19 protein-coding genes are annotated in these 19,619 nt (G+C 62.2%); 4 read left to right on the plus strand and 15 right to left on the minus strand.

Features of this window, described 5'->3' with window-relative positions; translation table 11 throughout:
- Positions 1-73: 73 nt before the first annotated feature.
- The 8 genes from SB659_RS07430 to SB659_RS07465 all read right to left on the minus strand — a co-directional run bounded on the left by SB659_RS07430 (position 74) and on the right by SB659_RS07465 (position 10,966).
- A complete protein-coding gene (locus SB659_RS07430; RefSeq protein ID WP_410549994.1) occupies positions 74-1,051 on the minus strand; it encodes an aldo/keto reductase in 978 nt (325 codons plus the stop codon).
- Positions 1,052-1,125: 74 nt separating this feature from the next.
- Positions 1,126-1,344: a hypothetical protein gene (locus tag SB659_RS07435; protein ID WP_284976037.1), complete on the minus strand. Its 219-nt coding sequence runs from the start codon at positions 1,342-1,344 to the stop codon at positions 1,126-1,128.
- Between the two features lie 30 nt (positions 1,345-1,374).
- Positions 1,375-1,935, minus strand: a complete 561-nt coding sequence (locus tag SB659_RS07440; protein ID WP_284979608.1) for a hypothetical protein — start codon at positions 1,933-1,935, stop codon at positions 1,375-1,377.
- Positions 1,932-2,498, minus strand: coding sequence for a DUF402 domain-containing protein (locus SB659_RS07445; protein WP_410549995.1), 567 nt, complete (start codon positions 2,496-2,498; stop codon positions 1,932-1,934). The genes SB659_RS07440 and SB659_RS07445 overlap by 4 nt, the downstream gene beginning before the upstream one ends.
- A complete protein-coding gene (gene dxs, locus SB659_RS07450; protein ID WP_284979606.1) occupies positions 2,495-4,468 on the minus strand; it encodes a 1-deoxy-D-xylulose-5-phosphate synthase in 1,974 nt (657 codons plus the stop codon). The genes SB659_RS07445 and dxs overlap by 4 nt, the downstream gene beginning before the upstream one ends.
- Positions 4,469-4,620: 152 nt before the next feature.
- Positions 4,621-7,443: an aconitate hydratase gene (locus SB659_RS07455; protein ID WP_410549996.1), complete on the minus strand. Its 2,823-nt coding sequence runs from the start codon at positions 7,441-7,443 to the stop codon at positions 4,621-4,623.
- A gap of 185 nt (positions 7,444-7,628) precedes the next feature.
- Complete coding sequence (locus SB659_RS07460; RefSeq protein WP_284979600.1) at positions 7,629-8,993, minus strand: class I SAM-dependent RNA methyltransferase; 1,365 nt, start codon at positions 8,991-8,993, stop codon at positions 7,629-7,631.
- A complete protein-coding gene (locus tag SB659_RS07465; protein WP_284979599.1) occupies positions 8,990-10,966 on the minus strand; it encodes an APC family permease in 1,977 nt (658 codons plus the stop codon). Before SB659_RS07465 ends, SB659_RS07460 begins: the two co-directional genes overlap by 4 nt.
- A 125-nt stretch (positions 10,967-11,091) precedes the next feature.
- Between SB659_RS07465 and SB659_RS07470 the strand changes: the two genes are divergently transcribed.
- Positions 11,092-11,763 carry a potassium channel family protein gene (locus SB659_RS07470; protein ID WP_284979627.1) on the plus strand — a complete coding sequence of 224 codons (672 nt, stop codon included), beginning with the start codon at positions 11,092-11,094 and terminating at the stop codon, positions 11,761-11,763.
- On the plus strand, positions 11,763-12,500 hold the full coding sequence (locus SB659_RS07475; protein WP_284976044.1) for a potassium channel family protein: 738 nt from the start codon (positions 11,763-11,765) through the stop codon (positions 12,498-12,500). The genes SB659_RS07470 and SB659_RS07475 overlap by 1 nt, the downstream gene beginning before the upstream one ends.
- Here the strand turns inward: SB659_RS07475 and SB659_RS07480 are convergent.
- The 4 genes from SB659_RS07480 to dut all read right to left on the minus strand — a co-directional run bounded on the left by SB659_RS07480 (position 12,467) and on the right by dut (position 14,980).
- Positions 12,467-13,228, minus strand: coding sequence for a DUF3159 domain-containing protein (locus SB659_RS07480; protein WP_410549997.1), 762 nt, complete (start codon positions 13,226-13,228; stop codon positions 12,467-12,469). The two genes, SB659_RS07475 and SB659_RS07480, sit on opposite strands and share 34 nt — an antisense overlap.
- A gap of 4 nt (positions 13,229-13,232) precedes the next feature.
- Positions 13,233-13,592 carry a hypothetical protein gene (locus tag SB659_RS07485; protein ID WP_410549998.1) on the minus strand — a complete coding sequence of 120 codons (360 nt, stop codon included), beginning with the start codon at positions 13,590-13,592 and terminating at the stop codon, positions 13,233-13,235.
- Entirely contained in the window at positions 13,585-14,331 is a 747-nt protein-coding gene (locus tag SB659_RS07490) for a DUF3710 domain-containing protein (RefSeq protein ID WP_284979597.1), read from the minus strand. Before SB659_RS07490 ends, SB659_RS07485 begins: the two co-directional genes overlap by 8 nt.
- Before the next feature lie 109 nt (positions 14,332-14,440).
- Positions 14,441-14,980, minus strand: a complete 540-nt coding sequence (gene dut, locus SB659_RS07495; protein ID WP_410549999.1) for a dUTP diphosphatase — start codon at positions 14,978-14,980, stop codon at positions 14,441-14,443.
- A 68-nt stretch (positions 14,981-15,048) separates the two neighbouring features.
- Between dut and SB659_RS07500 the strand changes: the two genes are divergently transcribed.
- Complete coding sequence (locus SB659_RS07500) at positions 15,049-15,546, plus strand: DUF3093 domain-containing protein (RefSeq protein WP_284979595.1); 498 nt, start codon at positions 15,049-15,051, stop codon at positions 15,544-15,546.
- Between the two features lie 12 nt (positions 15,547-15,558).
- On the opposite strand, the gene SB659_RS07505 is transcribed toward SB659_RS07500, so the two are convergent.
- Complete coding sequence (locus SB659_RS07505; RefSeq protein WP_410550076.1) at positions 15,559-15,858, minus strand: DUF4193 domain-containing protein; 300 nt, start codon at positions 15,856-15,858, stop codon at positions 15,559-15,561.
- Positions 15,859-16,186: 328 nt separating this feature from the next.
- Between SB659_RS07505 and sepH the strand changes: the two genes are divergently transcribed.
- Positions 16,187-17,569, plus strand: a complete 1,383-nt coding sequence (gene sepH / locus SB659_RS07510; RefSeq protein ID WP_410550000.1) for a septation protein SepH — start codon at positions 16,187-16,189, stop codon at positions 17,567-17,569.
- 81 nt (positions 17,570-17,650) lie between these two features.
- On the opposite strand, the gene SB659_RS07515 is transcribed toward sepH, so the two are convergent.
- Together SB659_RS07515 and SB659_RS07520 are read right to left on the minus strand one after the other, a co-directional pair.
- Positions 17,651-18,832 (minus strand): alkaline phosphatase family protein, encoded by a 1,182-nt coding sequence (locus SB659_RS07515; RefSeq protein WP_410550001.1) that lies wholly within the window; start codon positions 18,830-18,832, stop codon positions 17,651-17,653.
- The gene (locus SB659_RS07520; protein WP_284979591.1) at positions 18,829-19,554 is read right to left on the minus strand and encodes a DUF5998 family protein; all 726 of its coding nucleotides are present in this window, start codon (positions 19,552-19,554) and stop codon (positions 18,829-18,831) included. The genes SB659_RS07515 and SB659_RS07520 overlap by 4 nt, the downstream gene beginning before the upstream one ends.
- Positions 19,555-19,619: the final 65 nt, after the last annotated feature.

The following is a 19,619-nucleotide window of genomic DNA, read 5'->3' on the forward strand; positions in this document are numbered from 1 at the left end:
CGCACTGCCTTGGACGGGAAGCACGGGAAGTGAGAGAGCGACAAGCATCATGTCGTGGGATGTGAGGTAGGGCCTAGAAGAGGGCTACTTTTGGCGCCTGCGGGAAGATCTCGTCAAGCTCGGCCCGCTCCTCGGGGGTAGGCACCCAGCGCACGGCTTCGGCGTTCTGACGGATTTGCTCCGGACGGGTTGCCCCGGCGATCACACTGCCGACGCCCGGCTGCGCGGCCAACCATGAGAACGCCAATTGCAGTTCGGTCAGGCCGCGTTCCTTGGCGAACTGGCTGAAGCGGCCCAACTGTTCCCAGTCGGCGTCGCTTACCAAGTTGGTGCGGGTGTGGCTCAGCCGTGAGCCTTCCGGCGCCTTACCCGGAGAGTATTTGCCCGTGAGCAAGCCGTTGGCAAGGGGGAAGTACGGAAGCACACCGAGAGAAAATGCTCCCGCGGCTGGCAACACCTCAAGCTCGGCGCGGCGATCCAGCAGGTTGTAGTGGTTTTGCGTCGAAATGAAGCGCGCACCACCGGACTGCCGTGCAACGTACTCCGCCTCGGCGATCTGCCAACCGGCAAAATTCGAATGTCCGAGGTAGCGCACTTTGCCGCTGGAGACCACGTCATCCAGGGCCGCGAGTGTCTCATCGATGGGCGTCTGCGCATCAGGCGTATGGAACTGGTACAAATCGATCCAGTCAGTATCCAAACGGCGCAGTGACGCTTCAACGGCCTTCATGATGTACCGGCGCGAACCGCGGGCACCGAAGTCGTTTCCATTGACGCCCGCCATGTCCATCCCGAACTTGGTGCCGATCACGACGTCGTCCCGGCGCCCCTTCAAGGCCTTTCCCAGCATTACCTCACTGAGTCCTGGTTCACGCCCATAGACATCGGCGACGTCGAAAAACGTCACCCCCGCGTCAACAGCGGCGTGGACGACGGCGTCGGTGCCCTCCTGCGACTCCGTGGGAGTGTTGGCGCGGCCGAGGTTGTTGCAACCCAACCCGACGGCGGAAACGGTCAAGCCGGAACGGCCGAGGCGTCGATATTCAGTCATGGCTTCAGCCTACCCTCGGCATCGGACAACAAGTGACCCAAGGCAACGAAGTGAAATAGCCGGGGGAAACGTGCCTACCGCGAGACGTAGGAGATGCCGCATTCCTCCATGGCATCCCCGAGCTGGGCTATGGCAACTGGCCCCAAGCCGTGGAGCTCGGACGTCTCCCGCTCACCGAACTGCGCCAGTTGCTCCAGCGTCTCAATCCCTTGGTGGGCCAGTGCCCGTTTCGCCGGGGCCGCGAGGCCTTTCGGCAGAGGTGTATGTCCGGGCCAATTGCTCTTGGACGACATGGAGATCCCTCCTGGTGCGATGGGTGCTACTTAGAGAGTAAAGCCCACACCTTGCTTGGGCGAGTGCTTCACCTTGAATTCAGTAGGGTCCCCATACGGTGCTGCCGCAATAGTGAGCTTGGTGAAGTCCAGATCCTCGTTGCGGACACAGATTTTGATCGCATTGACAGCCTTGTTGACGTCAGGGCAGAGGCAAAAGATGTTCAGCCGGAAATTGCCGATCTCCGAGCGATCCACCACTCCAAGGCCACGCCAGGCGAGCTCCCCTGTGAGGGCAGCTTTGGCTTTCCGTTCAAGGTGCCGATCGCGTTCGGTGCCGTCTTGGGATTTCAGGGCAAGTTGGGCCACTACCCAGAACTGCTCCGATGGGGGAATTTCGGCATAACCGTCTTCCTCGCATTGTGCGGCGAACGCGGCCATCAAACCCTCGACGGCGGACTCGTCCCCCACCTCGGTTTCGTCAGTCTTGCTTTGATGCCCCACTACCCCATGGTTGACCACGAACTGGTGGTCGTCGTCGTCGTACCAGGCCTCCCTGAAGTGCAGGACTCCGTCGTCGTCGCGCTTGTATGTTCGGATAATGCCGCTCATGCCCGTCCTTTCGTGAACCACGCTGTGCTCACGCTGTTATTGCCTAAGTCAAAAGGCGCTCTCATGGTGCCCACAGCTTCAAGAAGCGCAGCACATTCTGCTTCCATGGCATCGATCACCGCTGCCGGATAACCCCATGCCACCTTACGGTGTTCGAATTCGTCCTCATCATCGACGAACACTCCACGGGTGATCGAGCGGATGACGTCCAGATCCATATCAATCATGTGGAACTCGGTGACTCCGGGCCTGATGGTTTTCCAGTCGTGTGCCGTGGCCAGGTCTACGTAAATCCGGAAGTCGCCAGGGTAGTCGTCGTCATAGAAAGTGGCGACGTACTCCCCTGTCCGTGGAACCAGCAGAAGCGCATCCGACGCCGTGTAAAAGGCTGCACCAGGGCGAGCACAAAACTCCCCCGCAGGCTGGAAAATCCACCAGCCATGAATGTCCTCACCCAAGTACCGGCCGGGGACCACCCAGTGCGCGGTCCCGTCCCATTTCCGGTTTCTGGACACAACCAAGTCGCCGGGCTGCAAGGCGCCCGGGGTGCGGAGCTCCGTCACAGCTTGGGCAGGCTGCCGGTAGTCGGATGCTCCTGACCCGGCAGTGGCCGGGCAAAGGGCACTTTCGTCCCCAAAACCTGGGCCACGACGTCGTGCGTTATCTTTTGTGCCGTGAGCCCAACGCGTTCCAAAACCTGGCTGCGGGTGCCGTGGTCAAGGAACTCAACGGGAAGACCGACCTCATTCAGAGCTGTATCCACACCTGCGGCACGCATTTCCTGGCGGATGCGTGAACCCACGCCACCGGCCCGGACGCCGTCCTCGATGCAGATCACAAGTCTGTGACGGGCTGCCAAAGCGATGATGGACCGACGGACCGGAAGCACCCAACGGGGGTCCACCACCGTGGTGCTGATTCCTTGGGCGCCCAAACGGGCAGCAACATCGAGCGCGAGCTCGGACATGGCTCCGACGCTGACCACCAAGACATCGTTCTCAGTGGAACCCTCCGGGCGGCGCGCCAGGACATCCACGCCATCGGGAAGCCTTTCAATGGCCTCGACCTCGGCGCCGACGCTTCCTTTGGAGAACCGGACGACCGTTGGAGCATCGTTGACGGCTACGGCTTCGCGCAGTTCTTCACGAAGGCGGGTGGCATCCCGCGGCGCCGCCAAATGCAACCCGGGGACAATCTGGACCATCGCCATGTCCCACATGCCGTGATGGCTGGGGCCGTCCGGACCGGTAACACCGGCCCGATCAAGGACGATCGTCACGCCGGCCTTGTGCAGGGCCACGTCCATGAGGAGCTGATCAAACGCCCGGTTCAAGAACGTTGCGTAAACAGCAACAACAGGATGCAGGCCACCGTACGCCATCCCCGCAGCTGACGTGAGTGCGTGCTGTTCGGCAATGCCAACGTCAATAACCCGTTCCGGGTGGCGCTCGGCGAACTTATGAAGCCCGACCGGAATGAGCATGGCTCCTGTAACGCCCACAATGTCCGGGCGTTCATCGGCTATATCTGCGATTTCTTCGGCGAAAACAGATGTCCAGGACCGGGCGCCGGGCATCTCGGTGGACTCGCCGGTTTCAGGATCGATGATTCCTACCGCATGGAATTGATCGGCCTCGTTGGCCAAGGCCGGGGCATAGCCGTGGCCCTTTTCCGTCATGGCATGGACAATCACGGGGCCACCGTAGGCCTTGGCGGTGTGGAGGGCGTTCTCCATGGCTTGGAGGTTGTGGCCGTCTACCGGGCCTATGTACTTCATGCCAAGGTCCTCAAACATGCCTTGGGGTGCCCACCAGTCCTTGATGCCTTTTTTCATGGCGTGCAGGCTCTTGTAGGTGAACTGGCCGGTGGGTCCGCCGTTCTGAAGTTTCTTCTTCCACCAGTCCAGCATGCCCTCGTAGGCAGGCGCGGTCCGGAGGGAATCGATGGTGGGGCGCAAGGAAGCAAGGTAATCGGCGAAACCGCCAACAGTTGGTGCGTATGAGCGTCCATTGTCATTGACGACGATCACTACCCGACGGCGTTTGTCGGAGGCGATGTTGTTGATGGCCTCCCACGTCATGCCACCTGTCAGTGCACCGTCGCCCACGACTGCGACGACGAAGCGGTCACCTTCACCAGTCAACTGCCGGGCACGCGAAATACCATCAGCCCATGACAGCGAGGAAGAAGCATGCGAGCTCTCCACGATGTCATGCGGGGATTCGCCTCGGTCAGGATAGCCGGACATGCCGCCCTGCTGGCGGAGGGTGCTGAAGTCCTGGCGCCCGGTGAGGAGCTTGTGCACATAGGACTGGTGACCGGTATCAAAGACGATGCTGTCCCGGGGAGATTCGAACATCCGATGGATGGCCAGGGTGAGCTCAACAACCCCGAGATTGGGACCCAAGTGTCCACCCGTCGCGGCAACATTGGTGATCAGGAATGACCTGATTTCGCCGGCCAATTGTTCCAGCTCGGTGCTGGACAGTCTGGCCAGGTCCCGTGGATCCTTAACGGTTTCCAAAAGTCCCAACGGCCCTCCTTAGGGTGAATGACGTGCTTGTTAACTTTAGCGCGTGCGCCGGCCGGCGCGACTCGCTGCCGGGCACGTCCGCGAAACCCGGAATGCCACAGCCCCGGCGGTCTTCCGACCAGCCGGGGCTGTGGCATTGAATCAGGTAGTGATCAGTTCTCGTGCTTTCCCGAGATCTGGCGGAGAACGTACTGCAGGATGCCGCCGTTGCGGTAGTAGTCCGCTTCGCCCGGGGTATCGATGCGGAGGACCGCATCGAAGGACTTTGCGGAGCCGTCCTCTGCCGTTGCCGTCACCTTGAGCGTCTTCGGCGTTGTGCCGTTGTTCAGCTCAGTAACGCCCTCGACGGCGAACGTTTCCGTACCGGTCAAGCCCAAGGTTGCAGCAGACTCGCCTGCCGGGAACTGGAGGGGAAGGACACCCATGCCGATGAGGTTGGAGCGGTGGATCCGCTCGTAGCTTTCAGCGATGACTGCCTTGACGCCCAGGAGCGCAGTGCCCTTGGCTGCCCAGTCACGGGAAGAACCCGAGCCGTATTCCTTGCCGGCCAGGACCACCAAGGGTGTTCCGGCAGCCTGGTAGTTCTGGGCTGCATCGTAGACGTATGCCTGCGGTGCACCTTCCTGGCTGAAGTCGCGGGTGAAGCCACCCTCGACGCCGTCCAGCAACTGGTTCTTGATGCGGATGTTGGCGAAGGTACCGCGGATCATGACCTCGTGGTTACCACGGCGTGAGCCGTAGGAGTTGAAGTCCTTGCGCTCCACGCCGTTAGCCAGCAAGTATTGACCAGCGGGGGTGTCCGACTTGAATGAGCCGGCCGGGGAGATGTGGTCCGTGGTAACCGAATCGCCAAGCTTCAGGAGCACGCGGGCGCCCGAGATGTCCTGGACGGGCTCCGGCTGGGCCTTCATGCCCTCGAAGTATGGAGGTTTGCGCACGTACGTGGAGTCCTCGGCCCAAACGAAGGTGTCTCCGGCAGGGGTGTCCAACGCCTTCCAGCGGTCGTCGCCCTCGAAGACGCCTTCATAACCCTTGACGAACATTGCCTCGTCGATGGAGGAGTCGATGACTTCCTGCACCTCCGTGGGGTTCGGCCAGATGTCCTTCAGGAAGACCTCATTGCCTTCGGAGTCCGTACCCAGGGCGTCGGCGTCGAAATCGAAGTCCATGGTGCCAGCCAGTGCGTAGGCGATGACCAAGGGCGGGGACGCCAGGTAGTTCATCTTGACGTCCGGGTTGATGCGGCCTTCAAAGTTACGGTTACCCGAAAGGACCGCCGCGACCGAAAGATCGTTGGCCTGGATCGCTTCGGAGATCTCCGGCTCAAGCGGGCCGGAGTTGCCAATGCAGGTGGCGCAACCATAACCCACGATGTAGAAGCCCAGCTTCTCCAGGTACGGGGTCAGGCCGGACTTTTCGTAGTAGTCCGTGACGACCTTGGAGCCGGGAGCAACTGAGGTCTTGACCCACGGCTTGGAGGTGAGGCCCTTCTCCACGGCGTTGCGTGCCAGCAACGCAGCTGCCAGCATGACCGACGGGTTGGACGTGTTGGTGCATGAGGTGATCGAAGCGATCGACACTGCACCGTGGTCCAGTTCGAACTCGCGGCCATCAGCGGTTGTGACGTTCACCTTGGTGGAGGGTCGGCCGTTCGACTTGGGGCCGTGCGGGTGCGGCGCAACGTCGGCAATGTGGGTCGCGGAGCTGGTGTACGACGGCGAGTCCGAGGCCGGGAAGCTCTCGTCAATCGCCTCGTCCAGGCTTCCGCCGGCCAGGTCCTCCTTGACGTAGTTGCGCAGGTCTTCGCGGAACTGGGCCTTGGACTCCGTGAGGATGATGCGGTCCTGGGGACGCTTGGGGCCGGAAATCGAAGGAACAACGGTGGACAGATCCAGTTCCAGGAACTCGGAGAAGCGCAGTTCGCGGGAAGGATTGTGCCAAAGGCCCTGTTCCTTGGCGTAGGCCTCAACGAGGGCGACATTCGCCTCGGAGCGGCCGGTCAAGCGGAGGTACTCAAGCGTGACGTCGTCGATCGGGAACATGGCAGCCGTGGAGCCGAACTCCGGGCTCATGTTGCCGATGGTTGCGCGGTTGGCGAGCGGCACAGCGGCAACGCCCTCACCGTAGAATTCGACAAACTTGCCCACGACGCCGTGCTTGCGCAGCATTTCGGTGATGGTCAGGACGACGTCGGTAGCGGTAGCGCCCGCGGGGATGCTGCCCGTGAGCTTGAAGCCGACGACGCGGGGAATCAGCATGGAGACGGGCTGGCCCAACATGGCTGCCTCGGCTTCGATGCCGCCAACGCCCCAGCCCAGGATGCCCAAGCCGTTGACCATGGTGGTGTGCGAGTCGGTGCCAACGCAGGTGTCCGGGTAGGCGCGCAAAACGCCGTCGACCTCGCGGGTCATGACGGTGCGGGCCAAGTACTCAATGTTGACCTGGTGCACAATGCCGGTTCCGGGGGGAACTACCTTGAAGTCGTTGAAAGCCGTCTGGCCCCAACGAAGGAACTGGTAACGCTCGCCATTGCGCTGGTATTCGATCTCCATGTTGCGCTCCAGCGCGCCGGAGTTACCGAAAACATCGATCTGCACCGAGTGGTCGATGACCATTTCAGCCGGCGCCAGCGGGTTGACTCGCTTGGGATCCCCGCCGAGTTCCTTGACGGCCTCGCGCATGGTGGCGAGGTCGACGATGCAGGGAACACCAGTGAAGTCCTGCATGATGACGCGGGCCGGGGTGAACTGGATTTCCGTGTCGGGCTCCGCGTTGGGATCCCAACCGGCCAGGGCGCGGACGTGGTCGGCCGTGATATTGGCGCCATCCTCAGTCCGCAGGAGGTTTTCAAGCAATACTTTAAGGCTGAACGGAAGGCTGTCTGCGCCCTCTACGGAGTTCAACCGGAAAATCTCATAATCGGTGCCGGCTACATTAAGTACGCCTTTGGAACCGAAGCTGTCCACAGTGCTCATGGCAGGACTCCTCTCGCAACAGTTTCATCTTTGTCGCGTGGTTGGCCGCTAGCCAGTTAGGCACGCCTTACTTAGCCGGCGACGTTTCTCTCTTGGTCGCCCCGTCGGCAGTTCATACCGCAGGACGGCAGATCGGGGCGGGACTACTAAAGCCATCGTAGTGGCATTGGCCTCCCGTGGGGCGGCTAGGAAGCCGGTACGATCAGCGCCACCGTTTCGAGGTGGTGGGTATGCGGGTAGAGATCGAAGGCGCGCAGCGATTCCAGCCGCCATCCACCCTGCTGGAAGTAACCCAGATCGCGGGCGAACGATGCGGGGTCGCAGGATATATAGGCAATGGCGCGTGGTTGGGTATCGATGAGCTGCTGGACCACGGCCTTACCCGCCCCGGCCCGGGGAGGGTCGAGGACCACGGCGTCAAAACTGCGTGCACGCTGACGGAGTACCCGCTCCACCCGGCCTTGGACGATCTCCACATTCGACTCGCCGTGAAGGTTTTTCCTAGCGTCCCGGCTGGCACCCGGAGCGCCCTCAACAGAGAGCACCGATCCGGTGACTCCCACGGCTTCAGCCAAGGGAGCCGAGAAAAGGCCGGCGCCGGCGTACAGATCCGCCACAGTTGCGCCGGGCTCAAGGAACCCACCGTGGGCGAGGAATCCTGTCATTGCTGCGGTGAGGGTGTCTGGCGCGGCCCGGTGGATCTGCCAGAACCCCTCGCCACTGACGCGGTACTCGTGACCCGCAGCTGTTTCCTGCACCCAGGTCCTCCCCCGGAGCTGGACGGCATGGCCAGTGCCAGGCTCAAAGCTGGCCACGGATACGTCGGGCGGCAACTGCGCCACCACGCTATGGATTCGCTTGGGGCTCGTCGATTCCTCCGGAGCCACAAGAACCAGGGGTCGCGTACTGTTCGCGGGTGCTGCAACTTCCACCCGCGCAATCCCGGTCCAATCCACGTCCCATAGCCGCAACTCATTGATGGCAGGAAGTGCCAGAGGCATGTCCTTCACCGGGATGACGAGGTCGGAACGATGCGCGTGCATGCCCAACCGTCCCTTGGAGGTCACGGCGAAGCCGACGCGCGTGCGCCAGCCGAGGCCGCCGTCGTCATCCCCTACGGCCTCAACGTCGGTCACCCGCTCGATGCCGGCAAGACGCTTGAGCTGCTCGGCTAGAACCTGGCCCTTCAGCTCCCGCTGCCACGGCAGGTCAATATGGCCGAGCTCGGCACCACCAACCGGAGGGCCGCCGTGGCGCCAGGAGTCCAGAGAATCGGCAAGTTTCCAAAAGTGGCGGACGCGGTGCGGTGAAGCATCGAGGACCTCGACGACGTCGGCACGCCAGAAGTGCGAGGCCTCGCCGGAATCGGTCAACCTGATCCGGACCTTTTCCCCCGGGATCGCGTGGCGGACGAAAATCACGCGGCCTTCGTGCCGAGCGACGAAATGGCCACCGTGGGCGATCGGCCCTACATCTACGACGAGTTCAGCCCCTGGCTCGTCGTTCCCTACGCTGCCGGCGGCCGGGGTGGAAGTGCTGTGGAAGGTCATTTGGTATCCTGCAGTGCCTTTGCTTCTTCGGAGGACTTCAACTGCCACGGGACGCTGGCCACCATCACACCGGGCTCGAAGTGGAGCCGGGTCTTGATTCTCAGGGCCGTCTGGTTGTGGACAAGTTGCTCCCACCATTTACCCACAACATATTCAGGGATATAGACCACGATCAGGTCCCGTGGGGAGTCGCGCCGCATGTTCTTGATGTAGTCCATGATGGGCGTCACCGTCTCGCGGTACGGACTGGCCAAGACCGTCAACGGCACCGGAATCTCGAGCTTCTCCCAATCACGGACGGTGTGTTCCGTGTCCTCGGGGTTGATATCGACCGTCACGGCATCCAAACGCGAGGGGCGTGAGGCCCGTGCGTAGGCCAAAGCGCGCAGTACGGGTTTGCGGACGTGCGAGACAAGCAGCACGGCGTGGACGCGTGTCGGCAGGGCCCTGGGTGAGGAGTCCTCATCCACCGCGAGTTCCTTGGCCACGTTGTCATAGTGGGCGCGAATGCTCCACATGATCAGGAACAGAACGAACATCGCCAACAGGGCGATCCATGCACCCTGTTCGAACTTGGTGATCAGGACAATAGCCAGAACCAAGGCCGTCATGCCGAAACCGACCATGTTGATGGTTCGGGATTTGATGATGCGCCGGCGGACGGCTTTGTCCTTGGCCAGTTTCAGTTGCCGGCCCCAGTGCCGGATCATGCCGAGCTGGCTGGCGGTGAAGGAGATAAAAACGCCCACAATGTACAGCTGGATGAGTTTGGTGACGTCTGCGTTGAACGACAGGATCAGAACCAGCGCCCCCGCCGCCAGGGCCAGCACGCCGTTACTGAAAGCAAGCCTGTCACCACGGGTGCGGAGTTGCCGGGGCAAGTATCCGTCTTGGGCGAGGATGGATCCCAACACCGGAAAACCGTTGAACGCAGTGTTGGACGCGAAAACGAGGATGACGCCCGTGGCCGCCACCACGATGTAGAAAGGAATCGATCCGGCCCCGAATATGGTGTCGGCGATCTGGCTGATTGCAGGGTTCTGGACATAGCCGTCCGGCAACGGTTTGCCGTCAACGAGGAATTCCGTGGCCGGGTCCTGGACGATATGCACCTTGGTGGCGTTGGCCAGGAAGAGTATCCCGGCAAGCATTGCAGCCGCGATGGCACCGAGCAGCAGCAATGTAGTAGCCGCGTTTTTGCTCTTGGGCTTCTTGAAGTTCGGCACGCCGTTGCTGATGGCCTCGACGCCGGTCAGTGCAGCGGCGCCGGAGGAGAACGCACGCAACAGCAGGAATCCACCGGCCAGCCCTACCAGGCCTTGGTCGAAACCCTGCTGCGGGACGATGGTGAAGTTAGCCGACGGAGCCTGCCCCAACTGCCCGGTAACGAATTGGAAGATACCGACGGCGGTCATGCCCAGGATGGAAGCCATGAAGATATAGGTAGGAACGGCGAACACCGAACCCGCTTCTTTAATGCCGCGGAGGTTAACCAACGCAAGGACCACGACGCCAACGGTGGCGATGACAGCCTGCTGTCCGTGCATCGACGGTATGGCAGTTGTCACATACGCGGCCGCAGATGACATCGACACGGCGACCGTGAGCACGTAGTCCACCAACAGTGCGGCAGCAACCGTGAGGCCTGCGTATTTCCCGAGGTTCACGTTCGCGATTTCATAGTCCCCGCCGCCGGAGGGATATGCGTGGACGTTTTGCCGGTAGGAAGCAACAACTGTGAGCAACACCACCATGACGGCGAGGCCGACCAGCGGTGAGATAGTCACGGCGCTCACCCCGGCCAACGCCAATGTCAGCAGGATTTCATCAGGGGCATAGGCCACTGAGGAAAGGGCGTCAGAAGCGAAAATCGGCAAAGCGATGCGTTTGGGCAGCAAGGTGTGGGCCAAGCGGTCGTTCCGGACCGGCTTGCCTACCAATATCCGCTTTGCGGCGTTGAGAATAGTCAGCACCCCGCAAAACTACTCTGAATCCACGGCGATGTCATGACGGTGGTCGCCGCCGTACGGGCACTGCGACGGTAAAGTCTTACGAAGCGGCAGCACAAGCGGCAGGACGATACTTTTTAGGAGACATGGTGGCTCACTTCGTGATCATGGGTTGCGGCCGTGTTGGCGCAACCCTGGCACACACCCTGGAGGACGCAGGCCATTCCGTGGCGGTGATCGATCAGGACGAACGTGCCTTCCGGCGCCTGCGCAACACTTTCTCGGGACGCAAGGTCACGGGCGTAGGATTTGACCGGGACACCCTTAAGAGGGCCGGCGTGGAGGAGGCCTACGCATTCGCTGCGGTCTCCAGTGGAGACAACTCGAACATCCTCGCCACACGCGTCGCCCGTGAAACTTTCCACGTGGGCCACGTGGTGGCTCGAATCTACGATCCCGGACGGGCCGAAATCTACCAGCGCCTGGGCATTCCCACGGTTGCGGCTGTCCGCTGGAGCGCTGACCAAGTCCTGCGCCGCATCCTCCCCGAACAGCACCTTGCGGGCGATTACCGGGAGCCGTCGGGACGTTTGGTCTTGGCTGAAATCGATCTTCATGAAGGCTGGATCGGGCACAGCCTCAGTTCCATCGAGGCCGCTGCTGGTATCCGTATCGCGTTCCTGACCCGGTTTGGCGAAGGAATGCTGCCGCAAACCGGAACGGCTTACCAGCAAGGCGACACAGTCCACGCGATGCTGAGCCTGGACCGGACAACGGAGATCAGCCGGATCCTCGCCAAAGCACCCATCAAGGAGTTGTAGTGAAAGTTGTCATAGTTGGCGCAGGCAGCGTCGGCTCGTCCATCGCGCGTGAGCTCCTGGCCCACAACCACCAGATTCTCCTGATCGACCTGAAGCCCGAAGTCATTGGTCGCAGCGGCTTGCGGGGAGCCCGCTGGTTGGTTGGAGACGCCTGCGAGTTGAGCACCCTGCAGGACGCGAAACTGGAGGATGCCGACGTCGTGGTTTCAGCCACCGGTGACGACAAGGTCAACCTCGTGGTTTCGCTGCTGGCCAAGACGGAATTCGGCGTAGGCCGTACCGTCGGGCGGGTCAACAATCCCAAGAACGATTGGATGTTCAACGACTCCTGGGGTGTCGACGTGGCAGTCAACACACCCCAACTCATGACGGCCTTGGTGGAGGAAGCGGTTGAGATCGGTGACATCGTGCGCCTGCTGACCCTGCAGACCGGTGTGGCGTCCATCGTGGAATTCACCGTTCCACATGACTCGCACATTATCGGCAGCACGGTAGGTGCCATCGAATGGCCTGAGGACGCTACTTTGGTTGCTATCCTGCGGGACCACGTGCCGATCACGCCTACGCGGGACGATGTTCTCGACGGCGGTGACGAACTGTTCTTCGTGACCACCCTTGCCGCCGAAGACGACCTCAGGGGCCTGCTGTCTCCAGCCTCCGTTGCCGGACATGGACCCCGCGACGACGACCAGGAGTCACCCGATCAGGCTGCGGACGACGACGGCTTCGACGGCTGAGGCGCGGGCTTGGTGACAAGCCAAGCGACCCACAAGCCGAGGATGTACAGCGGAGCACCCATCAGGATCCGTGTGGTTGCCAACGCGGTCAACCCTGGCTCACCCATAAGGTACAACGGCACCTGGACCACGAGTCGCAAGGCAAGGACAGCGACCACGATCCAGGTGCCGTTGGCGTAGGTCCGGAGGCGCACTGGATTTTTTCGCCAGTCGAAGCCTTCATTGCGGACGAACCCGAAGAGGAGTCCGGCGATAGGCCATTTCACCACCACCGACAACGCCATTGCAGCTATGTAGGCGACGTTGGTAAAGAATCCCAGAACGTAAAAGTCCTCAGCCCTGCCTGTCGTATTGGCCAACCACGCCGAGATGCCAACGCCCACCACGCCTGCCAAGGCTTGGGTCAGCGGACGTCGCTGGACGATCCGGATGACCGTAAAGATTGCGGCAGCGGCCAAGGCAGCCACCAGCGACACTGTCAGGTCCCTGGACATGGTGAATGCCACGAGGAAAACGAGCCCCGGCAGGATGCTCTCGGCGGTGCCTTGCACTCCGCCGGCGGACTTCAGCATGTCTACGTGCCCTGAGCTGTTCCGCTGGATACCGGCCCGCTCGGCGTACCCGGCAGCCAGTTCGGACATCGTTGGCCCGGACGTTGGCGGAACCACGGCTGGGCTCGGGGCACCTGTTGGGTTGGCTGGGTCTGTCGGTTCTGATCCGTTGGCCACGTTTTTAGTGCTCCTGGGTGGAAAGTATCTCGTAACGGGGATTGAACATGGCCGGAAGGCCTTCGACCTCGGTGACCATGCCTTTGAGATGGACCTCCACCCCGGCCTTGATGCCCGGCACCCGATCCCGGCCAAGCCAAATGACGCGTAGCCGTGGATTTGGCTTTCTGGCGCCGCCGGCTGCCGGGGATCCGGCCTGGACGTGGTCGACTACCAGCGCAGAAAAGAAAGGCTGCGGGCTGGGTGGTTGATGTGTCACCGAATCGACGAATCCGTAGCATTCTGCCCGGCCACGGGCAGGGAGGTCCTTGACTCCATGCCCTTGCTGCTGGAGGGATCCATTCCCTGCCGTCGCGTCAGCCAATCTGGGTGATCTCCGGTCCTCGTTCGGGCTGGTGCATCGCGGCCTCACCGGCGGGGGCGCCTGCCTGTCCTGGAACGGCAGCATCCTTGGGTACCCGCAGCTGCAGGAGTTCCCGCGGCGGCATCGGGCTTTCACCGCGAACCACCACTACGCGCCGGAACAACTCTTCCAGGTCGGCCGCGGCCTCGCGATTCAGCGCAGCCTCCCCGCCCAGAACGCCCCGAAGGAACCAACGGGGACCGTCGACGCCGATGAATCGGGCCGCGCGGAAACCTCGGCTTCCATCTGTGGCTTCTGCGGGCAGTTTCGCCACCAGCTCGGGTCCGAAGCTCCCCGAAATTTCTTCGGTTTCTCCGCTCTGGCTCGCTACCGACTCACTGATTTGCTCGCGAATCTCGTCCCAGAGACCCTCTGAGCGCGGGGCTGCAAACGCTTGGAGCTGGAGGCTGGAACCGCCCAGATCCATGGTGACCGCCACAACGCGCTGCGTGGCCTCTTCGACTTCGAGCCGCAACTGGAGGCCATCGGCCGGTGCAATTAGCAGCGCCCCAAGGTCAACGTAGCCGTCCTGGCTCTCGATTTCGCTAATGTCCAAAGGACCCTTGCTCCCCCGGAAGTCCCCTTTGGCTGCTGTCCCGGCAGCCCCGGAACTTTGTACTTCAGCGGAGTCGGATTCGCCGAGCGTTCCAGCGGTACCGGTCTTCTCGGCCTTGGACTTCTTGCCGCGCCCAAAAAGCATCGGGTTTTCTCCTTAGTAGTGGTCTGTCCCCAAGTAAACCGCAACCACAGTCAACAACGGCAATGCGGCATCCCTTTCATGGGTGCCGCCCGCCGTGAGGGTGGACTATTTACGCCTGTGGTGTGGTGAAGCCGCCTGTGGAACCGAAGCCGCCGGTACCGCGTATGGAATCGGACAACTGGTCGACGTTGACGAACTGTGCATACTCCACCCGCTGAATCACCATCTGTGCAATTCTATCGCCGCGCTTGAGCTCTATGGGCTGGGTTGTGTCCGTATTGAGGAGGGTCACGGCGATCTCCCCGCGGTACCCGGCGTCCACCGTTCCCGGTGCGTTGACCACGGTCAAGCCGTGCTTGGTTGCCAAGCCCGAGCGGGGGTGGATGAGGGCAACGAAGCCATTCGGCAACGCGATGGAAACGCCTGTTGGAACCAACTTCCGCTCGCCCGGGGCCAAGTGCACATCTTCGCGTGCGCGCAGGTCCGCCCCGGCGTCGCCAGGGTGCGCGTACGACGGCGCTTCAAGGCCGTCGTCGAGCATTTTCAACTGGACGTTAACGGTAGGGGTCCCATAGCTTGCCGGGGTATCCGAGCCATCCGCGTTTGCGGGTTCGGCCTCTGTCCTTAGTACTGCGGTCTCGTTGCTCACAGTGGTTTATTCTACGTTGCCTCCACCGCCGGGCGTCCCGATTTGGCGTGGACCGATAAGCTGGATCCATGCCTACGCCTGACCCTTCCGCCTCCATGCCCGCCGGAAACACCGCGTCATCCTCCCAGCCCATCTATACAGAGAAGCTGTGGCCGTCGGCGTGGATCTGGATTGTGGTGGTAGGGCTGTCGAGCGCAGGACTTTTGATGTTCGGACCCATCAGCACGGCCGCGGCCATTATTGCGGCCCTTGTCCTTTTTGCGCTCATGACAACCATGCTGTTGCTCTCAACGCCCACCATCTCGGTCACCCAAGACACCCTTCGCGTGGGACGCGCAACCATCGACCGCGAGTTCGTGGGCACCGTGGAGGGCTTCGAAAAAAGCGATGCTTCCGCCGAGCGCGGCACACGCCTGAACGGCCTCGCCTACATGTGCTTCCGAGGATGGGTGGACCCTGTGGTCAAGATCGAGATCACCGACCCTGCGGACCGCACCCCGTACTGGCTAACGTCCACCCGTAGGCCGGATGCACTTGTTTCTGCGTTGACCTCCCCCAGAGCCTGACGCTCGCCCAATCTAGCTTTCGCATTCGGAGCAGTACAGGTGGCCATCCCGCTCCGCGGCAATCTGCGACCTGTGCTTGACCAGGAAACAGTTGAAGCACGTGAATTCGTCAGCTTGGGGCGGCGTGACCTGGATGAGGAGCTCTTCTCCGGAAAGATCGGCTCCCGGCAACTCGAAAGCATCAGCTAAATCTGCTTCGTCCACGTCCACCGCTGAGGACTGACTCCCTGGCTGGCGCGTCTTCAGCTCCTCAAGGGAGTCTTCGCTGACGTCTTCCTCAGTTTTCCGAGGGGCATCGTAATCCGTGGCCATCGTCTTTTTCATCCTCCGAACCTGCAATGGATAGATTGCCGGACTGGCGCAAACCTTTGTTTCCGGTGTACGGGTCCAACGCCGGGGTACGCGGATTTGTGCCCGATACCGGCCAGATTTTCCTCCGCCGTACCGCAAAAGTCCAGAGCTTCGCCAGGGCCGCACTTCTTCAGGCGGACCTTCGCCACAACGCCAGCCGGACGCCAGCCAGGATATTCACCCGGATGTTTTGCCGGAATATCACGGCACGCCCCTTGTCCTAATAGGAAAAGGCCTGCGTGGGTGGCAGAGTTTCGAATGTCAGTTATGCCATGTGGTGGAGGGTGTTATGCAGGATCTACGACTGGTAGGCGTCCACGACGACGGCGGCCATCTGCTTCTCAGCGGACCCGGCGGTGCGATGTTCCAGCTTCCGATCGACGAGGCCCTGAGGGCTGCCACCAGCCGGACCCCTGCCCAAGTGGCGGCACGCGCCGCCAACTCCCCCATCGCCATGTCTCCACGGGACATCCAGGCGCGGATCCGCGGCGGAGCGACCGCCGCAGAAGTCGCTGAACTCTCGGGGCTGCCCCTTGCCAGCGTGCAACGGTATGAAGGTCCCGTCCTTGCCGAACGTGAATATGTGGCTCGGCAGGCACGCAATATCGAGATCGCTTCTCCAGTCCCCGGCCACGACGTCTACCGTTCGGCGTTCGGCGACAACCCGGCGAGCCTCGGCGAGATGGTGAACCACCGGCTCGCAGCGCACGGCATCGATTCCTCAACGGTGGAGTGGGACTCTTGGCGTCGCGCGGACGGTACGTGGACGGTCGTGGCGCGCTTCGAAACCATTCCGGGCGCCCAGGGCAGCATCGGCGAGGAGCCACCGGCTATGTGGACGTTCAGTCCGCAACGGAAATCCCTGCAGAACGCCAACCGCTGGGCCCAGCAGTTGAGCGAACTCGAGCCCTTGGACGGCCCAGTGCCTGCACGGCGCCTCACCGCCGTGTCCGATCGGCCCTTCGACTTCGAAACCGACGCCGAGACCGCTGCGCGCACGTCAGCCAAGGACTCGGACAGTCTGCTGGAGATGCTGCGTTCCCGGCGCGGCCAGCGATTGGGCGTGGACGAAGAGGCGGACGACGCCTTAGCGGTCCTCTTGACCAATGTTCCCGCTGCCCACCCGAGGCCCGAGGACGTCGACGCAATCGAGGAACCCGCCAGCGCGGACCCGGAGATCGATCCGACGCCTGCCACGCGCTCCCGCAGGGACGGCAGGCCCTCGATACTCTCGCGCCTCAGCCTGGCGCCGATGCACACAGACACAAGCGACGACGGCGACGCTTCCTTGCGGCTCCATGAGGGCGTCAGTACGGACACGCGGGAAATCACGGTGGTGGCCAGTCCCCTGCGGACAGTCTCGGGGCCGGGCGCACGGAAGCCTGCCGGCCTGGATGAGCTTCTCGGCAGCGGCGGTGATGGAGCCTCAGCTGTGGACCCATCCGATACCGACCATGCTGACACGCACACTGCCGAGATACAGATTCAAGGGACCAAGGTTCAAGGGACAAAAGCCGCCGACCCCGAGCCACCAAGCTCAGAGACACCGGATTCAAAGGCCCCTGCCAAGCATAAAGAGCCAGATGTTTCCGCGGAGCGGCAACCGTCCCGGCCTAAACGCTCAAGCATTCCCAGCTGGGACGAAATCGTTTTTGGTGCCCGCGGAGACTAGCATCCCTGTTCGGGCCTGATCCCCGAACGCGCACCAATCACCGAAGGCACAACCCCGGAACGCACACCCCCGAAACCTCGGTCAGCTGCGCTTGCCCGTAGCCGTGAAACAAAGCAGCGGGATCTCGCGTTCGGCCTTGGTCAGTGATCCGTGCTGTCCTACCACTTCCAGGGACGCCGGCCTCACCCTTCGGGTGTCATAGAGGGCTAAGGTATCCCGGGCCGCGATCATGACGTCACCAATCCTCGGGGCGACCTCCGGGCGGACGGCGCCGAACAATCCGGCGTTTACTGCTTGCTCCCGCGTGAAGGCCCAAATACGTTCGCCAAAACGCTGGCGCCAGGCAGCAATGAGAGCCTCCCGGTGGGTCTCATTGGTGTCCGGTTCCAAGTAAAGATGAACCATGCGGGGTTCCCCCGCGGTGTGCCGTACACCGGAGACCAGCGACGCATCGGCGGAGTAGTCGATGCGCTGGGACTCGGGAACATCCAGCATCCCGTGGTCCCCGGTCACGACGATCGTGGTCCCGGCGGGCAGGGTGGCGGCGAGGCGTTTGATGGTGAAATCGAGCTCTTCCAGCTGATGCTCCCACCGCTCCGACTGGGATCCATAACGGTGGCCCGCTTTGTCCAGTTCGTTGACGTAGAAGTACATGAGGCATCTCGGGGACCCGGACATAGCCTCGGCAGCAGCAGCGGTTCGCGCGTGCAAGGTGGTTCCGCCCGCGAAGCGGCTACCCCGCAGGGCTGCTTGCGTCATGGGGGAATTCCCGAACTGAGGCAGGCTGACAGTGATGACGTCAAGCTCCGCCGCAACCCACTCAAAGACAGTGGGACAGGGCTGCCAGTGTTGCGGGTCCACCCCTGCGTCCCAGTTGCCAAGCAGGTTCACTACTTTGTCCTGGGCAGGATCGAGGACGTCGTAGCCCACCATCCCGTGCTGCCCGGCGGGAAGGCCGGTGCCCAGGCTGGCGAGGGAGGCCGCCGTCGTACTGGGGAAAGCCGAGTCTATCCACACCGGAATGTTCCCTTGCCCTGCTGCAGCGACAGAGCGCAAAAAGGGCGTATGCGAAGCCTTTTGTTTGAGCAGGTTCCGTCCCAGGCCATCGGCGAGGACCACGCAGACACGCTGCGTGGGGAGCAGCCCCAGGTGGTTGTCAAAACCGGGCACACCCAAAGCCGCGGCGGAACTGGTCATGACTTCGGCGATCGACCTGCTTCCGAACAGTGGCGCTGAAGGTACGTCCGTTTGCGGATCGCTCAACGCTGGTGTCCACGGTTCAAGCGGTTACTGAAAACGCCTGAACGGGGCCGGGGCGCCGGAACGGCCGAGTGCTGGAGAGGAGCCGCGTTGCCGGTATTGACCGCACGCAGAGCGCGGGCAAACGTTTTTGCGTCTTGAACGGCCTGGAGCCCGTCTGCCTCAGCACTGATGCGCAACACAATGTCTTCCTGGGCAATTGTGCCGCTGTAGCCATGATCGGCTTCGCACTGTGGATCACCGCAGCTGGCAGGTCCCATATCCAGCCGCTGGCCACCGGACCAAGCGATGGAGACCGTCAGCTCGCGTACCGGGTCCGACGGCTTGTAATCCTGCGGCTGGGCATAGATGTAGCTCAGCACGACTGAACGGATCTGAGCCACTGGCACCGACTCGGTGGAGATTTGCGCGACGATCTGTTCGCCTGCCTCGTCCAGTTGCTGGTCATCCACGTGGGTGATCACCAGCATGTCCTCGGTGAGCACCAGGACGGTAATGTGCCGGCGGACTTCAGCCCGGTCGAAATGGGTCTCCAGATGCACGAGGTGCGACAAGCATTCGCGACCGTCCAGGGCATCATCCACGACGTCGGACACCAACCGTGGGTAGAAACCCGCCTGTTCCAGGGCTTGGGCCAAGCTCTGCCCTTGGGAGGTGTGGTGGTGGGAAGTGTGGGACCCGGTGTTGGATGGACCCGAATGGGGCGTCGGAGACTGCGTGCTCATTCACCCATTTTCACAGATCGCCCGGTGACTTCCTAACCGCATCCCAGCCCTGTGGACGGAACTCG

This window comes from Arthrobacter sp. SIMBA_036 (genome assembly GCF_046535135.1).
In the GTDB taxonomy this organism is placed as follows: Bacteria; Actinomycetota; Actinomycetes; order Actinomycetales; family Micrococcaceae; genus Arthrobacter.

Excerpts from the sequence above, each read along its gene's own strand:
- SB659_RS07430 (WP_410549994.1), bottom strand. The coding sequence starts at position 1,051 with ATGACTGAATATCGACGCCTCGGCCGTTCCGGCTTGACCGTTTCCGCC.
- SB659_RS07435 (WP_284976037.1), bottom strand. The coding sequence starts at position 1,344 with ATGTCGTCCAAGAGCAATTGGCCCGGACATACACCTCTGCCGAAAGGC.
- SB659_RS07440 (WP_284979608.1), bottom strand. The coding sequence starts at position 1,935 with ATGAGCGGCATTATCCGAACATACAAGCGCGACGACGACGGAGTCCTG.
- SB659_RS07455 (WP_410549996.1), bottom strand. The coding sequence starts at position 7,443 with ATGAGCACTGTGGACAGCTTCGGTTCCAAAGGCGTACTTAATGTAGCC.
- SB659_RS07460 (WP_284979600.1), bottom strand. The coding sequence starts at position 8,993 with ATGACCTTCCACAGCACTTCCACCCCGGCCGCCGGCAGCGTAGGGAAC.
- SB659_RS07490 (WP_284979597.1), bottom strand. The coding sequence starts at position 14,331 with ATGCTTTTTGGGCGCGGCAAGAAGTCCAAGGCCGAGAAGACCGGTACC.
- SB659_RS07500 (WP_284979595.1), top strand. The coding sequence starts at position 15,049 with ATGCCTACGCCTGACCCTTCCGCCTCCATGCCCGCCGGAAACACCGCG.
- SB659_RS07505 (WP_410550076.1), bottom strand. The coding sequence starts at position 15,858 with ATGGCCACGGATTACGATGCCCCTCGGAAAACTGAGGAAGACGTCAGC.
- sepH (WP_410550000.1), top strand. The coding sequence starts at position 16,187 with ATGCAGGATCTACGACTGGTAGGCGTCCACGACGACGGCGGCCATCTG.
- SB659_RS07520 (WP_284979591.1), bottom strand. The coding sequence starts at position 19,554 with ATGAGCACGCAGTCTCCGACGCCCCATTCGGGTCCATCCAACACCGGG.